General features: G+C 47.1%; 19 protein-coding genes. 7 read left to right on the forward strand and 12 right to left on the reverse strand.

Annotated features, from left to right (window positions below; all coding sequences use genetic code 11):
• Window positions 1–326: 326 nt before the first annotated feature.
• The 4 genes from U9J37_RS00400 to U9J37_RS00415 all read right to left on the reverse strand — a co-directional run bounded on the left by U9J37_RS00400 (window position 327) and on the right by U9J37_RS00415 (window position 4,122).
• Entirely contained in the window at window positions 327–1,670 is a 1,344-nt protein-coding gene (locus U9J37_RS00400) for an MATE family efflux transporter (protein WP_005471549.1), read from the reverse strand.
• Window positions 1,671–1,924: 254 nt separating this feature from the next.
• Window positions 1,925–2,767, reverse strand: a complete 843-nt coding sequence (locus U9J37_RS00405; RefSeq protein WP_005471503.1) for an SGNH/GDSL hydrolase family protein — start codon at window positions 2,765–2,767, stop codon at window positions 1,925–1,927.
• 68 nt (window positions 2,768–2,835) lie between these two features.
• A complete protein-coding gene (locus tag U9J37_RS00410; protein WP_005471448.1) occupies window positions 2,836–3,180 on the reverse strand; it encodes a ribosome recycling factor family protein in 345 nt (114 codons plus the stop codon).
• A 3-nt stretch (window positions 3,181–3,183) separates the two neighbouring features.
• Window positions 3,184–4,122: a LysR family transcriptional regulator gene (locus U9J37_RS00415; RefSeq protein ID WP_005471433.1), complete on the reverse strand. Its 939-nt coding sequence runs from the start codon at window positions 4,120–4,122 to the stop codon at window positions 3,184–3,186.
• Window positions 4,123–4,315: 193 nt separating this feature from the next.
• On the opposite strand from U9J37_RS00415, the gene U9J37_RS00420 reads away from it, so the two are divergent.
• Entirely contained in the window at window positions 4,316–5,197 is an 882-nt protein-coding gene (locus U9J37_RS00420) for an aldo/keto reductase (protein WP_005471598.1), read from the forward strand.
• Window positions 5,198–5,284: 87 nt separating this feature from the next.
• Here U9J37_RS00420 and U9J37_RS00425 read toward each other — a convergent pair whose 3' ends face one another.
• Window positions 5,285–5,845: a gamma-glutamylcyclotransferase family protein gene (locus tag U9J37_RS00425; protein ID WP_005471538.1), complete on the reverse strand. Its 561-nt coding sequence runs from the start codon at window positions 5,843–5,845 to the stop codon at window positions 5,285–5,287.
• A gap of 251 nt (window positions 5,846–6,096) precedes the next feature.
• Here U9J37_RS00425 and U9J37_RS00430 point away from each other — a divergent pair, with 251 nt between their 5' ends.
• Window positions 6,097–7,281: an NnrS family protein gene (locus U9J37_RS00430; protein ID WP_005471441.1), complete on the forward strand. Its 1,185-nt coding sequence runs from the start codon at window positions 6,097–6,099 to the stop codon at window positions 7,279–7,281.
• Window positions 7,282–7,351: 70 nt separating this feature from the next.
• Here U9J37_RS00430 and glpD read toward each other — a convergent pair whose 3' ends face one another.
• From glpD to U9J37_RS00455, 5 genes are all read right to left on the reverse strand, one after another.
• Window positions 7,352–8,905: a glycerol-3-phosphate dehydrogenase gene (glpD, locus tag U9J37_RS00435; protein WP_005471556.1), complete on the reverse strand. Its 1,554-nt coding sequence runs from the start codon at window positions 8,903–8,905 to the stop codon at window positions 7,352–7,354.
• 186 nt (window positions 8,906–9,091) lie between these two features.
• Window positions 9,092–9,859 (reverse strand): DeoR/GlpR family transcriptional regulator, encoded by a 768-nt coding sequence (locus U9J37_RS00440; protein ID WP_038139885.1) that lies wholly within the window; start codon window positions 9,857–9,859, stop codon window positions 9,092–9,094.
• A gap of 164 nt (window positions 9,860–10,023) precedes the next feature.
• Window positions 10,024–11,544: a glycerol kinase GlpK gene (gene glpK, locus U9J37_RS00445; RefSeq protein ID WP_005471471.1), complete on the reverse strand. Its 1,521-nt coding sequence runs from the start codon at window positions 11,542–11,544 to the stop codon at window positions 10,024–10,026.
• A 56-nt stretch (window positions 11,545–11,600) separates the two neighbouring features.
• Window positions 11,601–12,452 (reverse strand): MIP/aquaporin family protein, encoded by an 852-nt coding sequence (locus tag U9J37_RS00450; protein ID WP_005471468.1) that lies wholly within the window; start codon window positions 12,450–12,452, stop codon window positions 11,601–11,603.
• A 424-nt stretch (window positions 12,453–12,876) separates the two neighbouring features.
• Window positions 12,877–13,401 (reverse strand): TetR/AcrR family transcriptional regulator, encoded by a 525-nt coding sequence (locus U9J37_RS00455; protein ID WP_038215435.1) that lies wholly within the window; start codon window positions 13,399–13,401, stop codon window positions 12,877–12,879.
• A gap of 308 nt (window positions 13,402–13,709) precedes the next feature.
• Between U9J37_RS00455 and U9J37_RS00460 the strand changes: the two genes are divergently transcribed.
• Window positions 13,710–14,219 carry a DUF2867 domain-containing protein gene (locus U9J37_RS00460; RefSeq protein WP_005471444.1) on the forward strand — a complete coding sequence of 170 codons (510 nt, stop codon included), beginning with the start codon at window positions 13,710–13,712 and terminating at the stop codon, window positions 14,217–14,219.
• Between the two features lie 356 nt (window positions 14,220–14,575).
• Window positions 14,576–15,940, forward strand: a complete 1,365-nt coding sequence (glpT, locus tag U9J37_RS00465; protein WP_005471482.1) for a glycerol-3-phosphate transporter — start codon at window positions 14,576–14,578, stop codon at window positions 15,938–15,940.
• A 114-nt stretch (window positions 15,941–16,054) separates the two neighbouring features.
• Here the strand turns inward: glpT and dapD are convergent, their stop codons facing one another.
• Both dapD and U9J37_RS00475 read right to left on the reverse strand, forming a co-directional pair.
• Window positions 16,055–17,086 (reverse strand): 2,3,4,5-tetrahydropyridine-2,6-dicarboxylate N-succinyltransferase, encoded by a 1,032-nt coding sequence (gene dapD, locus U9J37_RS00470; protein ID WP_005471438.1) that lies wholly within the window; start codon window positions 17,084–17,086, stop codon window positions 16,055–16,057.
• Between the two features lie 330 nt (window positions 17,087–17,416).
• Complete coding sequence (locus tag U9J37_RS00475; protein WP_005471449.1) at window positions 17,417–18,025, reverse strand: peroxiredoxin C; 609 nt, start codon at window positions 18,023–18,025, stop codon at window positions 17,417–17,419.
• A gap of 199 nt (window positions 18,026–18,224) precedes the next feature.
• Here U9J37_RS00475 and U9J37_RS00480 point away from each other — a divergent pair, with 199 nt between their 5' ends.
• The 3 genes from U9J37_RS00480 (at window position 18,225) to aceA (ending at window position 22,831) form a co-directional block, all read left to right on the forward strand.
• Entirely contained in the window at window positions 18,225–19,130 is a 906-nt protein-coding gene (locus tag U9J37_RS00480) for a hydrogen peroxide-inducible genes activator (protein WP_005471575.1), read from the forward strand.
• Between the two features lie 620 nt (window positions 19,131–19,750).
• Window positions 19,751–21,397, forward strand: a complete 1,647-nt coding sequence (gene aceB / locus U9J37_RS00485; protein ID WP_005471531.1) for a malate synthase A — start codon at window positions 19,751–19,753, stop codon at window positions 21,395–21,397.
• Window positions 21,398–21,517: 120 nt separating this feature from the next.
• Window positions 21,518–22,831, forward strand: a complete 1,314-nt coding sequence (gene aceA, locus U9J37_RS00490; RefSeq protein WP_005471528.1) for an isocitrate lyase — start codon at window positions 21,518–21,520, stop codon at window positions 22,829–22,831.
• Window positions 22,832–22,889: the final 58 nt, after the last annotated feature.

Raw genomic sequence — 22,889 nt, forward strand, 5'->3', positions numbered from 1 at the left:
AGAACATTAGGGTCTGTTGATCTTTCGAGCTGATTTTTGCAGCAGTTTGTGGGAAATTTCTATTTCTTTATAAACAAGAGCAGACAGAGGCTTTGAAGTGTAGCTAGCCTACATGAAAAGCCGATAACGCAGTAGAAATGAACCACAAACGCTGCCCGAAGGGTTCGGCTAAAATCGTTTTATGCTTTGTTAAGGGGTATTTACTTAGAATGACTAGGCTACATACCCCTTGCCGCGCCTAAAACGATTTTATCTCGAACAAAATTTAACCGCGAAAGGTCAACAGACCCTAAACTAATCTTGGGGGATTTATGATTTTGAATCAGCTAGTTGAGTGTGTATCGCGTCCAAACTTTTGAGCGCCAACGGTGAGCCATAATCAGACCGCGAAACCACTCATCGAGGGCGATGGCCATCCAAGCGCCTAATACGCCAGCCCCCCAGTGAACGCCGAATAGGTAACTCATTCCAACGCCCCATCCCCACATGCTGAGAATCCCCATTTTGACAGGGAATTGGATGTCTCCAGCCGCTTTCAGGGCGGAGATAAAAATCAGGTTAAAGACCCGTCCCGCTTCCAAAACGATGGAACCTGCGATCAAACTTGCAGTTAACGCCGCAATTTCTGGTTGGGTGGTAAAAATCGCGATGATGCTGTCTCGGAGCAAGTAGATGGAAACGGTCACTATGGTGGAGACGATAAAACCGATCACAAAGTACTTTTGAACCAGTTGCAGAATGGAGTCAATCCAGCCACGCCCGATGTAGTAGCCTGCTTGAATTTGGCTGCCTTGCCCAAGCGCGAGCGCAAAAGCAAACGAGAGGCGAGCAATGTTTTGTGCATAAGTAAACGCTGCGAGAGAGGCCGTCCCCATTTGGACAATAAAAAAGGTAATGCAAATTTGCGCCATGTTGTATGAAAGCACTTCTCCTGCATTCATCACGCCAATTTTCACAATACGTGAGTAGATGAGTTTCGGAATTTGACCCAATTCGGCGAATGGAAGGGCGATATCGGAACGTTTGACGACGACGCAAAGAATCAGTGTGCCGATGACTTGGCTAATTACGGTTGCGATCGCGACGCCTTCAACACCGTAAACGGGCAGTCCAAAAGGCTGGTAGAGCGCAATGTAGTTGCCGACGATATTGATCACGCCGCTGATTAGGTTGACCACCATCGGAGAGCGAGAGTAGCCGTTGCTGCGCAAAATGGTGGTTAAGACGATGCCCATGGTGACATTAAAGGTGAGGGCGCCACTGATCACTAGATATTCATGCGCATATTGCTCGACCTGTGCTTCCAAACCATAGAGTGGCAAGAACTGATACGCACCAACGAGCGCGATAACGCTCAGCGCTAAGCCAACCACAAACGACAGCGCAATACTGGCCACGCCCACATAGGCAGAATCTTGATGTCGATTGGCGCCATTGTACTGAGCGATAAGTATGCCAGTGCCACTGCTGACCATTGAAGAGACAATGATCAGAAAGAACGACAACTGAGAAATCACCCCAACCGCAGATACCGCTTTATCAGAGTAGCCGCTTAGCATGAATACATCGCTGGTATTGAGCGCGGTTCGCAGCAAGATCTCGACAAATAGAGGCCAAGTCAGCGCGACAATGCTCATTCTATTGTCGATGGAAGAAGTTGGGTTTGGCATAGTGAATGAAAAAAGAGAGAGATAAGTGAGTAATTATATAAGCGCACCAAAAGTAAGGGTAAAGGTATTCTTATTGAGTGAGAAAAAAGGCGACAAGATCTCAGTTTGTAGGGCTAGTTGTTAAGTTATTGAGTGAGCAACTTAGCGTCGTTGCTGCGCGTGACGCAGTGAGCTCAGTCATTTTAGAGCGAGGTGAAAAGTTGCAAAGATGGCAGCCTAATAATGTATCTAAAGGCTGCCGAATAGAGCTGCGATCAATCTTGATGCTGGAAGAACGCGTCCAGTTGTGGGGCTAATGTGTCTATCCAGAGTCGATAGGCGTTCGAGTTTAGATGCAGGTCATCGCAACTGTGGGTCAACGGCAGAAATCCTTCTGGTGAAAGTGACGTGTTTAAATCGATGAAGCGCATGTTCTTCTCGCCGCAGAGTTGCTCTAGCTTTTGGTTGAGTTCTGTCACCTGAGGATTGAGTGACGCGATTCGCTCACCGACGTAGAGCGTAGACTGAACCCAGACTTCAATATTGTGGCTTTCCCAGTGTTCGAGCATTTGACGATAGTTATCCAAAACCTCTTGAACTGAGTAGCCTTGCGAGAGATCGTTGATCCCCGCCATGACACAGACCAGTTTTGGCTGGCAGGCGGTGGTTGTACTCAGGCGGCGAACCATGCCTGATGTAGTGTCACCAGCAAGGCCGCGATTGGCCAGTTTTATGTTGGAGAGAGCGTCATGCCACGGGCCCCATTCTGTGATTGAATCACCAAACATCACAAGATCGACTGTTGTCGCAAAGGCGGAGTGATTGTCTTGGGTCAGGATGAATCGGCTCATTTTGTGTGCTCGTTGATTTAGGTCTAGGTTTCGGCAGATTTGTGCGAATTGCTCAGGGGTTATGGATTCTGTGTCTAGATGTTCGGTGAGCGCTTCAATTTCTGAACGCAATGCAGAGATGCGAGTAGAAAGGCCGTGTTCATCGCGCAGTTGGTAGAGTTCGTCAATCAACTGGTAGAAGGAGCGGTGCTGATTGGCGTAGTACAGCTCGAATAGGTCGAGGCATTGATTCTCTTTGAGAGCTTGCAGGAGTTGTTCTTGGGTCATCGAATGTGTTCTCTATCGTATTCTGGTGGTGTGGATTGGCTTTCTCAGTTCGCTGGTGGTCAACATGTCTAGAACCCTTCAAATTTATCAATGGCTTCACGTGCTTGAGCTAACGAACAGCCGCTCTCGCTCACCAATTGACTGACGCTCATGGTTGGATAGTTTTCCAATAGCTGCTCTGGCGTGATGCTCGGAGCCGGAAGGTGTTTTTCAATCGCTTTGATAATCCAAAGGTTTGCCTCTGAGTCGAGCTGGGTCATCAGTGTGCGTAACGCGTCTTCTTCCCCCGTCAGTTGCCAGTGTCGAGAGCGCCGAATGCGTTTGAGTTGGCAGTTGAGCTGACAGGCGAGTGCAAGCACTGCGGATTTGTCGCCGACTCGATGGACAAAACTGTTCAGAGTAATAGAAAGCATGGCTTAGGCAATCCCTTGATTTAAGGCATCAACAGAGGAGCGCTCGTTAGTGTGCTTGCGGCTAAACCAATGCACGACAAACTCAGTAAAGGCAGAGAGTTTGGTGCTGCCACGAAGCTCTGGTGGGTAGATTAAATAGATGCCACTCTCGACAATAAAATAGCCATCAAGGATGCGAATCAGCTCGCCATTATCAATCGCCGGCTGAACCAAATAGTCCGGCATTTTTATGACCCCTTTGCCTTGTTTGGCCGCTTCAAGCAATAACAAATTATCGTTGATAAACATATCGCCATCAGTGTCGATGACGATGGTGTTATTGCCGTCGGAAAACGACCAGTGAGTCAAATGTGGATCAGACAAGCAGTTGTGTTGCTTAAGATCTTCGGGATGTTGCGGGCGGCCATTTTGCTCAAGGTAAGCGGGAGAAGCGCAGCAAATGTGTTGATAAGACATCAACCTTTTCGCCACCATGTTTTCGGGAGGTGAGTTGGTTGCGCGAATGGCGAGGTCAAAGTTGCTTTTGGTCAGATCTTCGCGGGTGTAACCGATGTCGAGATCAAACTCGATTTGCGGATGGAGCGCTTGAAACTCTCGGCAAATATTGATCAAAAATCGGTGGCTAAAAATCGTTGGGGCTGTGATCCTCAAAGCGCCAGTGACTTCACTTTTGGTGTGGTCGAGCTCTTTTTCCAACTGCAAGATTGATGCGTTGACGCCTTGCATCTTGGTGAGGATTTTTTCTCCCGCAGAGGTCAAACGCACGCTGCGAGTGGAGCGAATCAGTAAGCTGGTTTCTAACTCTTGTTCGAGCTCTTGGATCTGGGAGGAGAGGTAACTTCGTGAAATACCGAGCTGGTCGGCGGCTTTTGAAAAGCTGAGCTGCTTAGCAACCTCACTAAACAGGGCGTAGCGCTCAAATCTTTTATGCATTTTGTGCATGGTTCATTACCCAATCGTCATCCTAGAGCGCGAATTATAATTCAATATAGAAAATGAAAACTTGATGATTGTTTGCTATATCGAATTATATTTTCTCAAAGTTGGGGTTAATCAGGCCATAGGTCGGGCGTATAGTGAAGGCAGTGAAATTATTGGCCAACGCACCAAGGCCTTTTGAAATAGGAAATTAACCATGCAAAACGATCACCCTGTGTTTTCGCCGCTGATCCAAGGCTATTGGCGAATGGCTGAGTGGGGAATGACCACTCAAGAGCAACACGCTTTTGTTAAACAGCATGTTGAATTAGGAATTACCACGGTAGATCACGCCCCTGTTTACGGACCAGATTCAGCGTGTGAACGACTGTTTGGTGAAGTCTTGGCGTTGGATAGCCAGTTACGTGAGCAAATCCAGATTGTCTCCAAGTGTGGTATTTATCGTGGGTATGGCAACCAAGTTAATCACTACGACAGCGGTAAGGCGGCAATCGTAAAATCGGTGGATGAATCACTTACGCGTCTAAACACTGATCACTTGGATGTACTTTTACTTCACCGTCCAGACTTATTGATGGATGCGGATGAGGCGGCAGAAGCGTTTGCCGAGCTAAAAGCGGCGGGCAAAGTGAAGCATTTTGGCGTGTCGAACTTTACCCCAGCTCAGTTTGCGCTGTTGCAGTCTCGTTTGGATACACCGCTGCTCACTAACCAAGTTGAAATTAACCCAGTGAACTTGCATGTGACAGAAGATGGCACGCTCGAACAGCTTCAACAGGCGCGTGTTCGCCCAATGGCGTGGTCTTGCTTGGCGCAAGGAGAGCTGTTTAATGGGCAGAGTGAGCAGTTGACGCGTCTACGTGCCACTCTTGATGAAGTTGCACAAGAGGTGGGAGCAACTTCGATTGATCAAGTGGTCTACGCTTGGGTTATGCGCTTACCATCGAGACCCGTGCCGATTATAGGCAGTGGCAAAATTGAGCGTGTCAAAACCGCCGTTGCGGCAATGGATCTCACCCTAACCAAAGAGCAGTGGTATCGCATCTGGACTGCCTCTAAAGGTCATGGCGTCGCGTAATCGATGCAAAAAAGGCGAGAGTGAGTCTCGCCTTTTCTATTTGAACACGCCAACGTGGAAATGTTGGTCTATCTTCGGCTGGGCTTCTCAGGCTCTCGCTTCAGCCACCAGAGCATCAATCGTGTTGTGGTGCTCTGGCTTTACTCCCGCCAAATTGCCGTATTTCGGCTGGTGGCGATCATTCTCTAATGGGAAATGCCATCCAACCGTTTGTTCAACAAACTGCTTGGCAAATTGTTCAGAAATTTCTAAGCAGCCAGCGAGTACGGTATCGACATAAGTTTGCATGATTGGGCTGAGTGAACATGGTGGCTCGGGCGCATCTTTGATGTAGACCCACACCGTATCTTGCGACGTGAATGTCTGCTCACAGTCCAGTTTCTCAGGGGCGATACTTACGCGGTGGTAGCCTCTTTCTCTGCGATCAAATTCTGCCAACCCGGAATCGCTGACTTGAAGAACAACGCCGTTGACGCTGCCTTCACCACGGTCGACCACAAGTGGCGATAAGATGTAGCTGTCATCCACTTTTCCCCAATAGCGTTTAAACCCATGGGTAGTCGCAGGGATCGCCGCTGATGTTTGGCCCGTTAATTGACGTGAAGCCGAGTTCATTAAGCTGCCATAGCCGAAAATGTAGTGGGTCATCCGTCTCTCCTCTGTTTGGCTCTTGAGTGTATGGCCATTTTTATTCTTCTAAAACTACCGAGTTTCAACTGCAATTGAAAGATAAATAAATGACTTCAATGAGTCGAAATGACCTTTTTAATTTATGTCTTTTTGACGTTCTTTTGTCGCGAGAATTGCTTGAAAACAAGCGATGACGGGGTTTTACAACTTGGAATGTTTCTTGCGATGTCTTGGGGGTATTTCAATGTGAATGACTTAGGAGTCACTCTGTGCTCAATATTACCGACAAAAAAGTCGAAGAGGCGATTGTGCCTTTGTTGCGACTAGGTTTTAGACCTTTCTTTTTGCTTGGCGCACTGTACGCCGTCGTTTCAATTGTTGTCTGGGTATGGATGTTTCAAGCAGGTCAACCTTCAGCGCTGCAAGTGCCTGCGTTGTGGTGGCACGTCCACGAAATGTTGTTTGGCTTTGCGATGGCGATTGTGGTGGGGTTTGTGCTGACGGCGGTACAAAACTGGACGGGCATCAACGGTACCAAGCACTATCGCCTTGGGCTGCTGGTCTTGCTGTGGTTGCTACCAAGAGTGTTGTTTTGGACACCGACACCACTGTGGCTCATTTCGAGCATTGAGGCGCTGTTTCTACTGATGACAACTTACGAAGTCGGCTCTCGAGTGGTTAAAGCGAAGGGATGGCGAAACCTATTTTTTGTCCCTTTATTTGTTCTCGCGGTGGTGGCTAACTTTGCCAGCTATGCGGCGATTAAAGGAATGCCTCCTTTTCCGGCTTCTGCTGTTTGGCAAGCGATGCTTTGGTGGTTCACCTTGCTGTTGTCGATCATGGGGAGTCGGGTGATCCCCTTCTTTACGGCGCGTCGCTTTCAGTTCGACAAGCCGCAACCTATTGTATGGTTTGATTGGGCGGCAAACCTCCCATTGGTTGGATTGTTCATTTTAAGTTTCTTTCCGATGACATTTGCTCAGCTCGGTGCGCCTCTCATGGTGATTTCGGGTATGGCGCACTTGATAAGAGTAATGCGCTGGAAACCGTGGAAAACCTTGAGCGAACCGCTTGTTTGGTCTCTACATGCGACCTATCTGTGCATTCCCATTAGCCTGCTCCTTCGTGGTTTGATTGATAATCCATTTGCAACTCATAACATGCTGCATCTGTTTGCCATTGGCGCGATAGGCGGAGTGATTCTTGCGATGATTGCTCGTGTGACTATGGGCCACACTGGGCGTGCAATCTACCAAGGACCCAATATGGTTGTAGCGTTTGTTGCCATCATTGGTGCTGCGCTGGTACGCAGTCTTGGGGTTGCATTTGACCCTGCGCACATGTTGCTTTGGATCAATGTGAGTGCAGCGCTCTGGACGGTGGCGTTTGGCTTATTCGTCTTTAAATTTGGCGCGATGCTGACAAAAGCCAGAGTTGACGGGCATCCGGGGTAGAGGGAAAAGTAAAGGCTTGGCGTATTCGCCAAGCCTTTTTGTAGGGTAGGAAAATAGGGGATAACCTACCTTAGCTTGCTCTAGAAAGGGTCACCACTTCAGAAGGCTGTTGACGCTTTAGATAATCACTTAGCGCCGACTGTTCTTCGCTATTTAGATAGAGTCCGAGCTTGGTTCTGCGCCACAGGATATCTTCTTCGGTGACCGACATCTCCTGCTGAATTAAATAATCGATTTCACGTTGATAGACACCTTCCGCAGCCTCAGAAAATTGCATGCCGAGATCTTCGATGCTTTCTACACCATCAAGCAGCTTCCAAGTGTAGGTACCAAACTGAGTGACGTAACGCAGTAGCAAAGACTCACGGATCCATGGATACGCAGCGTGGATTTTGCGCGCGAGTTGCTCCCGTGAACAGCTGAAGTTACCACCTGGCAACGCATGATTGGCTGTCCATCCTGTCCCCATCTCTGGCAAGTAGGGTTTTAGTTTTTCGAGCGCGGCTTCACCTAATTTACGGTAAGTGGTGAGTTTGCCGCCAAACACTGAAAGCAGTGGCGCTTGGTCGTATTCAGCGTCGAGTTCTAACGTGTAGTCGCGAGTGATCGCTTGTGGAGAGTCTGATTCATCATCACACAATGGACGAACGCCACTGTAGGTCCAAACGACGTCATCACGTGTTAGTTGATGAACGAAATGCTGATTAACAATATCGATAAGGTAATCGACTTCATCTTCAGAGATTGCCACTTCACGCGGATCGCCTTTGTATTCGACATCCGTTGTGCCAATGATCGAGAACTTATCCAAATAAGGGATCATAAACACAATGCGATTGTCTTTGTTTTGTAGGATGTACGCTTGAGGTTCATCATGGATTCTTGGAACCACAATATGCGAGCCTTTGATCAAACGAATGTTTCTTGGAGAGACTTGCTCTAACCCATCATCAAAGAACTGTTTCACCCAAGGGCCAGCGGCATTGACCAAGGCTTTCGATTTACGCTCGAAGGTTTGCCCTGTTAATTCATTGCGAATGGTGACGTTCCACATTGCCCCTTCACGCTGCGCGCTTTCAACTCGGCAATAATTACGGATTTCCGCTTGGTTTTCTTTTGCAGCCAGAACATTGAGTAGCACTAAACGCGCATCATCGACCCAGCAATCTGAGTACTCGAAGCCTTTTTTCATTTCAGGCTTGAGGATCCCTGATTTGGCTAAATCGACACCTTTACTTGCAGGCAAAGTGGTACGCTTTCCTAAGTTGTCGTACAAAAACAGACCGCAGCGGATCATCCAAGCTGGACGCAGGAAAGGGCGATGAGGAAGGCGAAAACGCATTGGCTGGGCGATATGCGGTGCTTTATTCAGAATCACCTCTCGTTCTGCGAGCGCTTCCGAAACTAATCGAAACTCATAGTGCTCGAGGTAACGTAGCCCGCCGTGAATGAGTTTTGAGCTCGCTGAAGAAGTGGCTGAAGCAAAGTCGTTTGCTTCATAAAGACCAACAGATAAACCACGTCCTGCTGCATCAGCTGCAATACCAGCGCCATTGATACCACCACCAATAACGATCAAATCTAAAATGTTTTGCGAATTAGCCGCATTCGAATTGTTACTCATAAATATGACCTTATGTTGAGCGAACGAGCATTTTTGAATCTAAACGAATCTTAGCTTAGCTTTCGTTTTTGATCATCTTTTATTTTCGTTTATGTTCGTTTGTGTGATTTAAACACAAAAAAAACCTTCGTCTGCCGACAAAGGTTTCAATAAGGTTAAAAAGTAATGAGTCTGTGTGAAATGTGCTTACTCGCTGATCACTTCAAGCGGGATTGCGTTTTCCTGGAGTATTGTGAGGATCTCTTTTGGTGGTTGCTTGTTAGTAAAGAGCATATGCAGCTGAGAAATATTGCCCAGTTTGACCATTGCGTTGCGGCCAAATTTGGTGTGATCGACCGCGAGAAATACGCTGCGACTGTTTTCGATGATCGCCTGCTTGACTCGCACTTCGTGGTAGTCGAAATCGAGCAGTGAGCCATCGAAATCAATACCACTGATGCCGAGAATGCCGAAATCAAGTCGAAACTGCTTAATGAAATCGAGTGTCGCTTCACCGACGATGCCACCGTCACGATTACGAACCTCGCCACCGGCAAGGATGACTTTAAACTCTGGGTTAGGCAGTAGGATGGTCGCGACGTTAAGGTTATTGGTCACGATACGCAGCTGTTTGTGGCTTTTGCTCAGTGCACGCGCGATGGCTTCAGGTGTGGTACCGATATCGATAAACAGCGTTGCGCCATCTGGAATGTGCTTAACCACTTCTTCGGCGATCACGTCCTTTTCATTGAAGTTCATGTTCTTACGCGCGGAATAAGAGGTGTTTTCTGAACTCAAAGGAATGGTCGCACCGCCATGATAGCGGCGGATTTTGTTCTCATCGGCAAGTTCGTTGAGATCTCGCCTAATGGTTTGCGGACTGACATTGAACTTTTCCACGAGTTCATCAGTGCTCACGTAGCCTTGTTTTTGAACTAGGGCAATTATTTGTTGATGCCTGGGTATTTGCTTCACTCGTCGCTCCCTGTGTTCGAGCTTGATTCGAAAATAATAACTCGCGCTATTGTGCGCGAATTCTTTCGTTCTGAGAAGCGAAGCATGAGTGGAATCGGGGGGAGGACGCAAAAAAGGGCACCCTTAAGGTACCCAATGTCGCTGTTGCTGAATGAAAAGGAGGGTTACTCGTCGTCTTCGCTATGCATTTCTGACCATACTTGCGCACATTTCACAGCACGCTTCCAACCTTTATAGCGGCGGTTTCGCTTCTCTTCATCGTGATGCGGGATAAAGGTGCGATCTAACACCGCTTTGTTTTTAAGCTCATCAATGTTGTTCCAGTAGCCCACTGCTAAGCCCGCTAGATAAGCTGCGCCCAGTGCGGTGACTTCGGTGACTTCTGGTCGGTGTACTTCGGTATCCAACACATCGGATTGGAACTGCATTAAGAAGTTGTTGGCCACTGCGCCGCCATCAACGCGAAGGTTAGCGAGCTTGATCCCAGAGTCTGCCTGCATCGCATCTAGTACGTCGCGGGTTTGGTAGGCAATGCCTTCTAGCGTCGCACGAATGATGTGATTAGAGCTCACTCCACGAGTTAGGCCAACAATGGTTCCGCGAGCATACGCGTCCCAGTATGGTGCGCCTAGTCCTGTAAACGCAGGTACAACATACACGCCGTTAGAAGAGTCTACTTTTGTCGCGAAATACTCAGAGTCTTTCGCATCGGCAAGCAGCTTCATTTCATCTCGTAGCCACTGGATGGATGCACCACCCATAAATACCGCGCCTTCTAATGCATAAGCCGGTTCACCAGCTGGGCCACAAGCTAGGGTGGTAAGGAGTCCATTGCTGGATGTGACTTTTTCTTGGCCTGTATTCATTAACAAGAAGCAACCTGTTCCGTAGGTGTTTTTCGCTTGGCCAGCTTCAACACACATTTGGCCATACAAGGCAGCTTGTTGGTCACCTGCAATACCGGCGATAGGGATACGTGTTCCTCCTTTACCACCGATGTTGGTTTGACCGTAAATTTCCGACGAGCGTTTAACTTCTGGCATCATCGACATTGGAATGTCCAGCTCGTCGAGCATTTTCTGATCCCAACACAAGTCATTGATGTTGAACAGCATAGTACGCGATGCGTTAGTGTAGTCGGTTACGTGCACGCGGCCTTGGGTCATTTTCCAGACAAGCCAAGTATCGACAGTACCAAACAGAAGTTTGCCTGCTTGCGCATCTTCACGTGCGCCTTCAACGTTATCAAGAATCCATTTCACTTTGGTGCCAGAGAAGTACGGGTCGAGCACCAAGCCCGTGTTGTCTCGAACGTAGCTTTCTAGCCCTTTCTCTTTGAGCGACTCACAGATATCTGCTGTGCGTCGACATTGCCATACGATGGCGTTGTAAACCGGTTTGCCTGTCTCTTTATTCCAGACAATGGTGGTTTCGCGTTGGTTAGTAATACCAATACCTGCGAGTTGATCTGAGCGGATACCCGTTTTAGCCAGTGCTTCGACTAAGGTAGAGCTTTGGGTTGCCCAAATCTCAAGAGGGTCATGTTCTACCCAGCCTGCTTTTGGGTAGATCTGTGTGAATTCACGCTGCGCGACGCTGACGATGTTCGCATCGTGATCTAGGATTACGGCGCGAGAGCTTGTTGTGCCTTGGTCTAGGGCGACAATGTACTTTTGCTCGGTCATTGTAAGAATCCTTTTTGTTTCATTATTTCTATTTTAGTTAATACAGGGCAGATAGGTTACGCGCGAGCTTCTTGTGCGTCTTCTTCTGTGTCACATTGGTTTGGAATGGTACAGCCATGGCCTTCTTGAGGAAGGTATGCCGCGATTGCTTTTGGATACAACCAACCACCAAAACAGGCACCCGCGATAGGAGCAAGGATAGGGACAATAAAGTATGGAATGTCCTTCGCACCTGATAGTGCGTAATCCCAACCAGCGAAGTAGGCAAATAACTTAGGAGCAAAGTCACGAGCTGGGTTCATGGCGAAGCCAGTCAGTGGACCAAGCGAGCCGCCAATCACCGCGATGAGGATACCAATCAGTAACGGGTTCATCGCACCACGTGAAGCACCATTGCTTTCGTCGCCCAACGCAAGAATCACGAACATAAGAACAGCAGTGATGACAAATTCCACAGCAAAAGCGCCAAAGAAAGAGAGTGAAGCGTGTGGGTATGTCGAGAAAATGCCTGCGGTAGAGAGCGCTTCTTGGCTGCTTCGTGCGAAGCCGTGCGCTACTTCATAGTCGGTGAACAGGTTGCTGTAGAGAGCGTAGACCAATGCCGCTGAGCAAAATGCGCCTAGCAGTTGTGAAATGATATAAGGCACGACTTTCGCCTTATCAAAGCCATGAAAGGCAGCAAGTGCGATGGTGACCGCTGGGTTGATATGAGCCCCAGAGACGCCCGCTGTACAGTAAATCGCAATGGCAACACCAAAGCCCCATACAATGCTTATTTCCCATTGACCGAATTGTGCGCCGGTTAGAACCAGAGCAGCAACACAGCCAACGCCAAAAAAGATCAGTAATCCTGTGCCGATAAACTCGGACAGGCACTCTCCAAGTAGAGAGGGTTGTTTATTATTCATAGTAAGAGTCCTTTTGTTCCATTTGTGTGCGTAATCGTTTGGCACAACGCACATTCTGCACATTTAGAACAATTCGAAAATAAACAATCTTCAAAAATGAGCGTTCGAACATCATTTTGATAAATTAAAGTGGTTTTTTTGTTAATGAAGTTGGTGTTTTCGAACATTTTACTTTCGGGCAGGAAATTGACCGGTAAGTCAATGCGGTTAGGCTTTGGCTTGGGTGTGCTTAACGAGTAGTTAAGATGTAACATGCTGTATATGTTACATTTTTCTAACCTTGAATGGGAATAACTGTTGCTTGCTTGTGACCTTGGTTACAAGAACAAAAGCCGTTTGGAAAAAGTTTGACCAGAAAATGGTGGTAACTGGTCATACCAAAGAGAGTGCAATCGAGCGTAATGGAAAGCGAAGGGGAGGAGGCTTAGCGATAATCAATCAACTGCTGATATTTAGTGCGAAGTTCGTTGAGTGCCATCTCCACATTTGGTGCTGGCTTACTCAAGTGTTTTATCAAGGTCATAAAATAACAATCGAGGATAAGTGGGATCTTACTTTGGACAGATTCAGGAAGCTCTGCTTGGTCAAACAGCGCTTGATTAAATGATTGATAGTAGTCCATGTCCCAAATCACTTCTTTGAGCAGTGCTTTGCTGAGATTAATGTTGGCAAAATAGTAGCTGTAATAGGCTTTCGCAAACTGCATTCCTAACTCAATCGGATCTTGACTCGGCAAAGGCAGCGCTTGGTGCGATAGGGCAGCAAGTTGATTGACCATCCCTTCACGTAGAATCGCCAATTTGGTCTCAAAGTGGCTGAACACCGTGCCATCTGCCACCCCTGCGTGCCGAGCAATTTGTCGGGTAGACGTCTCCTGATAGCCTTGCTGCTCAAACAGTTGCCATGCTGATGTAAGAATTTTTTGTCTCGTTTGCTCGCGTTTGCTCATCATGATCTCAGGATTAATTCGTTTGCTTGAATCATACGCTTTGTGCTGGTTATTGACAAACTGAGCGTGCTCATTTATAAAATTGAGCGTGCTCATTTTTTGTTGAGGTGATTCATGGAAAGTATGCTTCGAACGTTTGCCATTTTGTTGTGTCGGTGGCTGATCTTTATCCCTGGGCTTTTTTGTTTTTCTTATCTTTTACGTCCGTTGCTTATGTTGGTGTTGATCCCGGGGGCTCTGATGTTTTTGGCCATTATTGGTGGCCCAGAAGTACGATCTGCGATCATGAAAATGGCTAAGGAAAGCGTATGAGTTGTATCGTTTCAGGAGATATTCCAAGCAAAAGTCGCCTCTTCGGGCGGCAGGAAAAACATGGTTTTAGCGATAGTTTGAGTTTTACGCTCACCGACCAAGATCGCAGCCCCGCCGAGGTTTATGTCGATATTTTTGGTCGTCTTCCTCAATTTGTTGAAACCTTGATGGCGTTAAGAAACCGCTTGGTCAAGCCACTGGGTTTTGCGGTTTCACCACGCTCGGAAACGCTCACTGTCGAGATGCTTGAGCAGCAATGCACGAATGGCTTACACCGCGTTGAGTGGTTGTCTGAAGAGGAGGTGATTTGCACCAGTGAAGACAAACATATGCAGGTGAGTCTATCGCTGCTGAAAAGTGATGCTGGGCACTTCACCCTAACTACATTAGTCAATACGAACAGTTTGGTTGGTCGCGTCTACTTAATGGCGATCATTCCCTTTCATAAGGTGATAGCGCTAGCCAGCGTGAGAGGAGCGCTTTCACGTTTAGAATCGATAGATTAGCACCCAATAGAGCGAATTAAACCGCAAGCTGCGAGTGAAAGGTCTCAATACCATGAGGCCTTTTTGCTTTCTTACGTGTGCTTTAGATGCGCATTATTGATGATGATTCGCAGAGAAAGGATTCGTTTGCTCGCTTTCGATGAGTAAACATAGTAACGAATTCTGTTAGAAGTGGAATGCTGCCCTTAAAAGAGGTACTTAACATTCTGTTTTTACTTAAATTTAATTGTTATGCAACATTTGTCACAGAAAGCGATTGATTTTCAAATAGAATGCGCATGTTTTCGAACGAAAGTTTCTTTTGCTCGTTCGAGTTTTAATCTCCTACCATCGCTCAAAATTATAATGAGGCCTTTATGTTTGGAATCTTTAAACCTAAGGCGCATATCGATCGTTTGCCCGCTGACAAGATCGATAGCGCCTACTCGCGCCTACGCTGGCAACTGTTTATCGGCATTTTTGTCGGTTATGCAGGCTATTATCTAGTACGGAAGAACTTCAGCTTGGCGATGCCGTATCTTATTGAACAAGGGTTTAGTCGCGGCGATCTTGGTGTGGCTCTGGCGGCCGTTTCAATTGCTTATGGCTTGTCAAAGTTCTTAATGGGCAGCGTGTCTGATCGCTCGAATCCGCGTTACTTCTTGAGTGGTGGCTTGTTAATGTCGGCCTTGGTTATGTTCTGCTTTGGCTTTATGCCATGGGCTACGGGCAGCATTACTGCGATGTTCATTCTGCTTTTTATCAACGGCTGGGTGCAAGGCATGGGGTGGCCTGCATGTGGACGAACTATGGTTCACTGGTGGTCACGTAAAGAGCGGGGCGAGATTGTATCGGTTTGGAACGTTGCTCATAACGTCGGTGGTGGTTTGATTGGTCCACTGTTTATTCTTGGTCTTTGGGCCTTCAACGATGATTGGCGTACTGCTTTCTATGTTCCCGCCTTCTTTGCCACTCTCGTTGCTGTCTTTATCTGGCTCACGGTTCGCGATACACCTCAGTCTTGCGGACTTCCTCCTATTGAAGAACATAAAAATGATTATCCAGATGACTACGACAAGTCACATGAGACGGAGATGACGGCAAAAGAGATCTTCTTCAAATACGTATTCTCTAACAAATTACTGTGGTCGATCGCGATTGCCAATGCGTTTGTCTATTTGATTCGCTACGGTGTCTTGGATTGGGCGCCTGTTTACCTAAAAGAGGCGAAAGATTTCTCGGTCGATAAATCATCTTGGGCCTACTTCTTGTACGAATGGGCGGGGATTCCTGGAACACTTCTTTGTGGTTGGATCTCAGACAAACTATTCAAAGGCCGTCGTGCACCTGCAGGTATTTTGTTTATGGTGTTAGTGACGTTTGCTGTCTTGGTTTACTGGTTTAACCCAGCAGGCAACCCGACTGTTGATATGATGGCATTGGTAGCGATTGGTTTCTTAATTTATGGACCAGTGATGCTGATTGGTCTTTATGCGCTTGAGCTTGCACCGAAAAAAGCAGCAGGGACAGCGGCAGGTTTAACGGGGCTATTTGGTTATCTTGGTGGTGCGGTCGCGGCGAACGCCATTTTGGGTTATACGGTTGATCACTTTGGTTGGGATGGTGGATTTATCATTCTAGTCGGCTCTTGTATTACCTCAATTGTGTGTCTGACGTATGCGTTTTTAGGCGAGCGTGCTCACCATGAGCAAAAAGCACGCGAGAAAGCGGCATTAGCCTAATGGAAGATAAAACAACGTCATCGGCAATTGCGCTTATCGTCATAGCGTGAGGCTTAAGCAAAAAATCCCCCAACAGATCACTGAAGGGGGATTTTTTAGTGCTGATATGCTGAATTAGTTGTTGCTGTGAAGCTCACTGTTCAGTTCAACTGCTGATTTGTTTGCAAGACATTCAATTTGACCCGTCACAGAGTTGCGGCGGAATAGAAGATCAGACACGCCAGCAAGATCGCGCGCTTTAACCACTTCTACTTCTTGGCCAGAAGAGTCTAGCATGCGCACTTTTGAGCCTGCAGTTACGTATAGACCAGATTCAACCGTACAACGGTCGCCTAGAGGGAAACCAAGACCTGCGTTTGCACCTAGCAGTGAGTTTTCACCGATAGACACAACCACGGTACCACCGCCAGATAGTGTGCCCATGATAGATGCGCCGCCACCGATATCTGAGCCGTTACCAACCACAACACCTGCAGAAATACGACCTTCAACCATGCTTACACCAGTGGTGCCCGCGTTGAAGTTGATGAAGCCTTCGTGCATCACCGTTGTACCTTCACCCACATGTGCGCCAAGACGAACGCGAGACGTGTCCGCAATACGAACGCCAGCTGGTACCACGTAATCAACCATTTTAGGGAACTTGTCGACACAGTCTACAGACAGTGCGCGACCCGCTAGGCGAGCTTCGATTTGACGATCAGCAAGTTCAGGTAAGTCGATTGGGCCTTCGTTCGTCCACGCGATGTTGTGCAGTAGGCCAAAAATACCATCCAGTACTGTGCCGTGTGGCTGAACTAGACGGTTAGAGATAAGTTGTAGTTTTAGGAAGCCTTCAGCAACCGATGCTGGCTTTTCATCAGTTGCAAGAACAACAAGCACAAGTGGTTGAGCCGATTCTGCGGCTTTCGCTGCGAATGACGCGTTTGCGCTATCACCATTTGCTTCAAACGCTGCGGCAAGTTCAGCACTTTGCGCTGCAGAGATTTCGATCGCCTGGTTGCCTTGCTCGTAACCTGCCACTTTTGCTACTGCGTCAACAAGTGCATCTGCAGGGTTTAGTACTGGGTTTGGGAAAAATGCTTCAATGATTTTGCCGTCGCGGTTTTTAGTCGCGGTACCAAAAGCAAGAGAAAAGTAAGCCATGTTGAATCTCCGTGTTTGTATTTGCTTAGAGGGCGTCGTTGCTCTCTCAAATTAAGTTAGAGTCATCATAAAGAGAGCTATCGGGACTTTAAAGGGCTGAAATCGAGAAAGTCTTTAAGCCGATATTTTTTGTCTCTTTAGCGATATGTTGTCTTTCTGCCTATATAGGGATAGGCCCGTAAATGGGTATAAAAAAACCCGAAGCATGGCTTCGGGTTTTCGATTAAGACTTTACTTATAACTGATTGGCGTTGCGCTTTTCGCGCTTAGTGCTTATAGCTTTATATCGTCCAACCATCACACCCTTTGAGCTTAGGTGTGTTTAAGCAATTACTTGCTTAGGTCTGATGCGTGCTCAGATAGGAACGCTGCAACACCTTTTGGCGATGCGTCCATACCTGCTTTACCTTCTTCCCATTGTGCAGGACATACTTCGCCGTGCTTCTGGTGGAAGTTAAGTGCGTCTACCATGCGTAGCATTTCGTCGATGTTACGGCCTAGTGGTAGGTCGTTAACTACTTGGTGACGTACTAGACCGTCTTCGTCGATTAGGAAAGAACCACGGAAAGCAACGCCTGCTTCTGGGTGCTCAACGTCGTATGCTTTACAGATTTCGTGCTTAACGTCAGCAACTAGTGGGTACTTAACTTGACCGATACCGCCATCTTCGATAGCAGTGTTACGCCATGCGTTGTGAGAGAATTGAGAATCGATAGAAACACCGATTACTTCAACGCCTTTAGCTTGAAAATCAGCTAGACGGTTGTCAAAAGCGATTAGCTCTGATGGGCAAACGAAAGTGAAGTCTAGTGGGTAGAAGAAAACAACTGCTTTCTTACCTTTAGTGAACTCTGCGAAGTTGAAGTTATCAACGATCTCACCGTTACCTAGAACAGCTGCAGCAGTAAAATCTGGGGCTTGACGACCTACTAGTACCATTTTTTTGCTCCTAAAAAGTATGGTTAGTTCCGAATTGATGTCAGTTTTATCAACTCAGTCCGTGTTTGTACGCGACAAACTATAGTACAGATTGTAGTATGGGAAAAAGCGAATTAAATAGATTAAGTTAATCGAAAAAAGCGATAAGTTCGAATTCATTAACTTGGTCAACTTCTACCTGTTAGTTATAAATAGTTCTATGAATAAGTGGCCTAGTCTTAAACAGTTACATTACCTGATCACCCTGCATGAAACGCGTCATTTTAGCGAAGCGGCGGAAAAGTGCTTCGTGAGTCAATCGACCTTAAGTAAAGGCATTCAAAATCTAGAAGAACTGATTGGCTGTCCTCTCTATGAGAAAAAAGACAAGAAAAGCCCACTGGTATTTACTCAAGCGGGCGAGCTTGTTGTCCAAAGCGGTCGCGATTTATTGGCCAAAGGTCAAGACTTAGTTGAACTTGGCCGTTTGTGCCAAGGCGGCGAGATGGAAGGCCAGTTGCGAGTGGGTTGTATACCGACCATTGCGCCTTTCTTACTCTGTGACCTCGTACAAGAGGTGAATCAGCGCTTTCCTCAATTAAATTTACTACTAAGAGAAGACACGACAACGAATCTTCTCGAAGCGCTGCGTCATGGCGAACTGGATGTTCTTATCTTGGCATTGCCGGTTGATATCGATGGCATGGACAGTCGCATTGTGGGCAATGACCCGTTTCGAATGATCATCAGTCAAAATCAAGCTGACGCGATTCAAACACCCATAAAGTATGCAGACTTGCCGAATGAGTTTGTTTTTTTATTAGAGAAAGAGCACTGTTTGACTGAACATGCCGTCTCTGCCTGTCAATTGACTGATAAAGAGAAGATCAATCCGTTTTCAGCGACGAGCCTTCATACCTTAGTGCAAATGGTGGCGAACGGGATGGGCACCACCTTTATTCCCCAAATGGCGATCGATCATGGTTTGATTGATAACCAAAACCTGGTTGTTGTTGATGCACCTGGGCAGCAAGCACATCGACATATTGGCTTGGTTTGGCGTCCGAGTTCTTCTCGAGTCAGTACCTTTAATCAGCTTGCAGATGTCGTTTCTGAACTGCTTTGATATTTATTTCATCCGGTTTTAGCGCTTAGTATTAGCTGAGCGCCCCAATATCACCTCAAAAAGCACACTAGTTTTAGTGTGCTTTTTAGCATTTTATTCTGTTGGTAAACTTTGACTTGTAAAATTTCACAACGAAATTTTGATGAAGATTTCATTAAATTGTGAAATTTCACAATGTGAATTTTACAGCTGTAAAAAAACAGCCTGTTTAACCCAATGGTTGCATATCGCCCTTCAGCCTTGCTCAACAAGGCTTACTCCTCTCATCTCTAAAGTTAAACACTTGTTTGAAACGATTTTACATTGCCAATTTTACTGTAATTAAATTACGTAACTGGTTACGGTTTGGTGATCAAAATCAACAACTTGCATTGAGCGGAACAAAACTTTGAATTTAACGTTTTGTTTACTTTAGGTCTTTTACTCTAACGCATGTTGGTATAGCTTAAATGCAGGCCTAGTAAGACTTATGTCTAGATTGCAAACCTATCCAAGGTTGGCGAAAGTAGAGCCACAAAACAGAAAAACCGGAATCAAATAGCAAAGAGTGAGGATGTGGTCTTGTTGTTTGATAGTTACAAATGTAATCCGGATAAAACGAGCTTTGGAAGGAACGAATTATGCTTGCCAATACACCAGATAGAGACAAAACAACAGTAGAAGCCCAAGAAACCCTACGTAAAGAAGGCATGCTTGATGTGATTGGTACCCTTTCACCAGACCATCAAGCGATTTTCCCTGTTGAAGCCCAAACCTTTTTATCTCTGCTGTGTGACAAATTCGCTAGCCAGGTCGATGAGTTGCTTGCTGCTCGAGAAGAGAAGCAAGCGCGCATCGATGCTGGTGAGTTGCCGGATTTCCTAGAGGATACGCAAGATATTCGTGAAGGGAGCTGGAAGATCCAAGGGATACCACACGATCTACAAGATCGCCGCGTTGAGATTACCGGTCCAACTGACCGAAAAATGGTTATCAACGCATTGAATGCCAATGTAAAAGTATTCATGGCGGATTTTGAAGATTCGATGGCGCCCGCTTGGGATAAAGTGCTCGATGGACAAATCAACTTGCGCGATGCGGTTGAAGGCACCATCAGTTACACCAATCCGGTCAATGGCAAGCACTATGCGCTGGATGACGACCCAGCCGTTTTGATCTGCCGCGTGCGTGGCTTACATCTAAAAGAAAAACACGTAACTTTCAACGGACAGATCATTCCAGGGGCGCTGTTTGACTTTGCGCTTTACTTTTACAACAACCACAAATCGTTGTTGAAAAAAGGCAGCGGACCCTACTTTTATATTCCGAAGCTGCAATCGCACAAAGAAGCGCAGTGGTGGAGCCAGGTATTCCACTTCACCGAAGACTATTTCGGCTTGGATACTGGCACCATCAAAGCCACTGTATTAATTGAAACCTTGCCCGCAGTGTTTGAGATGGATGAGATTTTGTTCTCACTCAAAGAGCACATCGTTGGTCTTAACTGTGGCCGCTGGGATTACATCTTTAGCTACATTAAAACCTTGAAAAAACACCCCGATCGCGTGCTGCCGGATCGTCAGGTGGTGACAATGGACAAGCCGTTCCTAAATGCTTATTCGCGTTTACTTGTTCGTACTTGTCACAAGCGAGGTGCTTTCGCAATGGGAGGGATGGCCGCCTTTATCCCAGCGAAAGACCCGCAAACCAATCAACAGGTGCTTGATAAGGTTTACAACGACAAATCACTCGAAGCGAGCAACGGCCATGACGGCACTTGGGTCGCGCATCCAGGACTTGCCGATACGGCACTGGCTGTGTTTGACCAAGCGTTAGGTCAGCGAAGCAACCAACTGAATGTTTCTCGTGAGCAAGATGCGCCTGTGACGGCAGAAGATCTGCTCGCCCCGTGTGATGGAGGCATCACAGAGCAGGGGATGCGTCACAACATTCGAGTTGCGCTGCAATACATCGAGGCTTGGATCTCAGGCAATGGTTGTGTGCCTATTTATGGCCTGATGGAAGACGCGGCGACCGCTGAAATCTCTCGCGCTTCGATTTGGCAGTGGATTCAACATGGCAAATCTTTAGACAACGGACAAACCGTGACTAAAGCGCTATTTGAACAATATCTGACAGAAGAGATCGAAGTTGTGAAGCAAGAAGTGGGCAACGAACGTTATCAATCAGGGCGCTTTGAAGAAGCCGCTGACTTAATGGCGAAGCTGACCACCAGTGATGAACTCACCAATTTCCTTACTATTCCAGGTTATGACTACTTGGACTAGAACAAACAACGAAACAATAACGTGAATGTCTGCGGCGGAGCAGGAAGTACCGCCAATGAAAAGCAATAACAGCGCTCGTGTTGATACAAATAGAAGCGCTCATCAAAGAGGGATAGACCGATGACTAACTTAACTCGCCGCCAACAAATTGAAGCTCTGGAAAAAGACTGGGCTACCAACCCACGTTGGAAACAGGTAAAGCGTCCATATACTGCTGAAGAAGTTGTTGAACTTCGTGGTTCAATGGTTCCTGCTAACACGATTGCACAGCGTGGTGCGGATAAATTGTGGTCACTAGTCAACGGTGATGCAAAGAAAGGCTACGTAAACTGTCTGGGCGCACTGACGGGTGGACAAGCAGTGCAGCAGGCAAAAGCAGGTATTGAAGCGATTTACCTTTCAGGTTGGCAAGTTGCTGCTGATAACAACACAGCGTCAACCATGTACCCTGACCAATCGCTATACCCAGTAGACTCAGTACCGTCTGTGGTTAAGCGTATCAACAACTCATTCCGTCGCGCCGACCAAATTCAATGGTCAGCGGGTAAGTCTCCAGCGGATGAAGGCGGTATTGATTACTTCCTACCTATCGTTGCGGATGCGGAAGCAGGCTTTGGTGGTGTACTTAATGCTTACGAGCTAATGAAGTCGATGATTGATGCGGGCGCAGCGGGTGTTCACTTCGAAGACCAACTTGCCTCAGTGAAAAAATGTGGTCACATGGGCGGTAAAGTTCTTGTTCCGACGCAAGAAGCGGTGCAAAAATTGGTTGCTGCGCGCCTAGCAGCAGACGTTGCAGGCACGACAACGCTGGTAATTGCTCGTACGGATGCTAACGCCGCTGACCTACTAACATCAGACTGTGATCCATACGATAAAGACTTCATCGTTGGTGAGCGTACTCAAGAAGGTTTCTACCGTGTACGTGCTGGTATTGACCAAGCAATCTCTCGCGGTCTGGCTTACGCACCATACGCTGACTTAATTTGGTGTGAGACGGCAACGCCTTGTCTAGAAGAAGCGCGTAAGTTCGCAGAAGCGATTCACGCGGAATACCCAGACCAACTGCTTGCTTACAACTGTTCTCCATCGTTCAACTGGGAGAAGAACCTAGACGCAGAAACCATTGCGAAGTTCCAACAAGAGCTTTCTGACATGGGTTACAAGTACCAGTTCATCACGTTGGCGGGTATCCACAACATGTGGTTCAACATGTTCGAACTTGCGCATGACTATGCGAAAGGTGAGGGTATGCGTCACTACGTTGAGAAAGTACAACGTCCTGAGTTCCAAGCGGCAGAGAAAGGCTACACATTCGTTGCACACCAACAAGAAGTGGGTACCGGTTACTTCGATAAGATGACTAACACCATTCAAGGTGGTAACTCTTCAGTGACGGCACTAACTGGCTCTACCGAAGAGGACCAATTTTAATCCCTTAGCCATTCGTACCGCTCGAGAGAGTTAATAGTCAGGCGTTAACTCTCTCGAT

The sequence above is a fragment of the Vibrio sp. 16 genome, assembly GCF_963681195.1.
GTDB classification, from domain to species: domain Bacteria; phylum Pseudomonadota; class Gammaproteobacteria; order Enterobacterales; family Vibrionaceae; genus Vibrio; species Vibrio sinaloensis_D.

Coding starts and splice junctions, on each gene's coding strand:
- U9J37_RS00400 (WP_005471549.1), bottom strand. CDS start 1,670: ATGCCAAACCCAACTTCTTCCATCGACAATAGAATGAGCATTGTCGCG.
- U9J37_RS00405 (WP_005471503.1), bottom strand. CDS start 2,767: ATGACCCAAGAACAACTCCTGCAAGCTCTCAAAGAGAATCAATGCCTC.
- U9J37_RS00410 (WP_005471448.1), bottom strand. CDS start 3,180: ATGCTTTCTATTACTCTGAACAGTTTTGTCCATCGAGTCGGCGACAAA.
- U9J37_RS00415 (WP_005471433.1), bottom strand. CDS start 4,122: ATGCACAAAATGCATAAAAGATTTGAGCGCTACGCCCTGTTTAGTGAG.
- U9J37_RS00420 (WP_005471598.1), top strand. CDS start 4,316: ATGCAAAACGATCACCCTGTGTTTTCGCCGCTGATCCAAGGCTATTGG.
- U9J37_RS00425 (WP_005471538.1), bottom strand. CDS start 5,845: ATGACCCACTACATTTTCGGCTATGGCAGCTTAATGAACTCGGCTTCA.
- glpD (WP_005471556.1), bottom strand. CDS start 8,905: ATGAGTAACAATTCGAATGCGGCTAATTCGCAAAACATTTTAGATTTG.
- glpK (WP_005471471.1), bottom strand. CDS start 11,544: ATGACCGAGCAAAAGTACATTGTCGCCCTAGACCAAGGCACAACAAGC.
- U9J37_RS00450 (WP_005471468.1), bottom strand. CDS start 12,452: ATGAATAATAAACAACCCTCTCTACTTGGAGAGTGCCTGTCCGAGTTT.
- U9J37_RS00455 (WP_038215435.1), bottom strand. CDS start 13,401: ATGAGCAAACGCGAGCAAACGAGACAAAAAATTCTTACATCAGCATGG.
- U9J37_RS00460 (WP_005471444.1), top strand. CDS start 13,710: ATGAGTTGTATCGTTTCAGGAGATATTCCAAGCAAAAGTCGCCTCTTC.
- glpT (WP_005471482.1), top strand. CDS start 14,576: ATGTTTGGAATCTTTAAACCTAAGGCGCATATCGATCGTTTGCCCGCT.
- dapD (WP_005471438.1), bottom strand. CDS start 17,086: ATGGCTTACTTTTCTCTTGCTTTTGGTACCGCGACTAAAAACCGCGAC.
- U9J37_RS00475 (WP_005471449.1), bottom strand. CDS start 18,025: ATGGTACTAGTAGGTCGTCAAGCCCCAGATTTTACTGCTGCAGCTGTT.
- U9J37_RS00480 (WP_005471575.1), top strand. CDS start 18,225: ATGAATAAGTGGCCTAGTCTTAAACAGTTACATTACCTGATCACCCTG.
- aceB (WP_005471531.1), top strand. CDS start 19,751: ATGCTTGCCAATACACCAGATAGAGACAAAACAACAGTAGAAGCCCAA.
- aceA (WP_005471528.1), top strand. CDS start 21,518: ATGACTAACTTAACTCGCCGCCAACAAATTGAAGCTCTGGAAAAAGAC.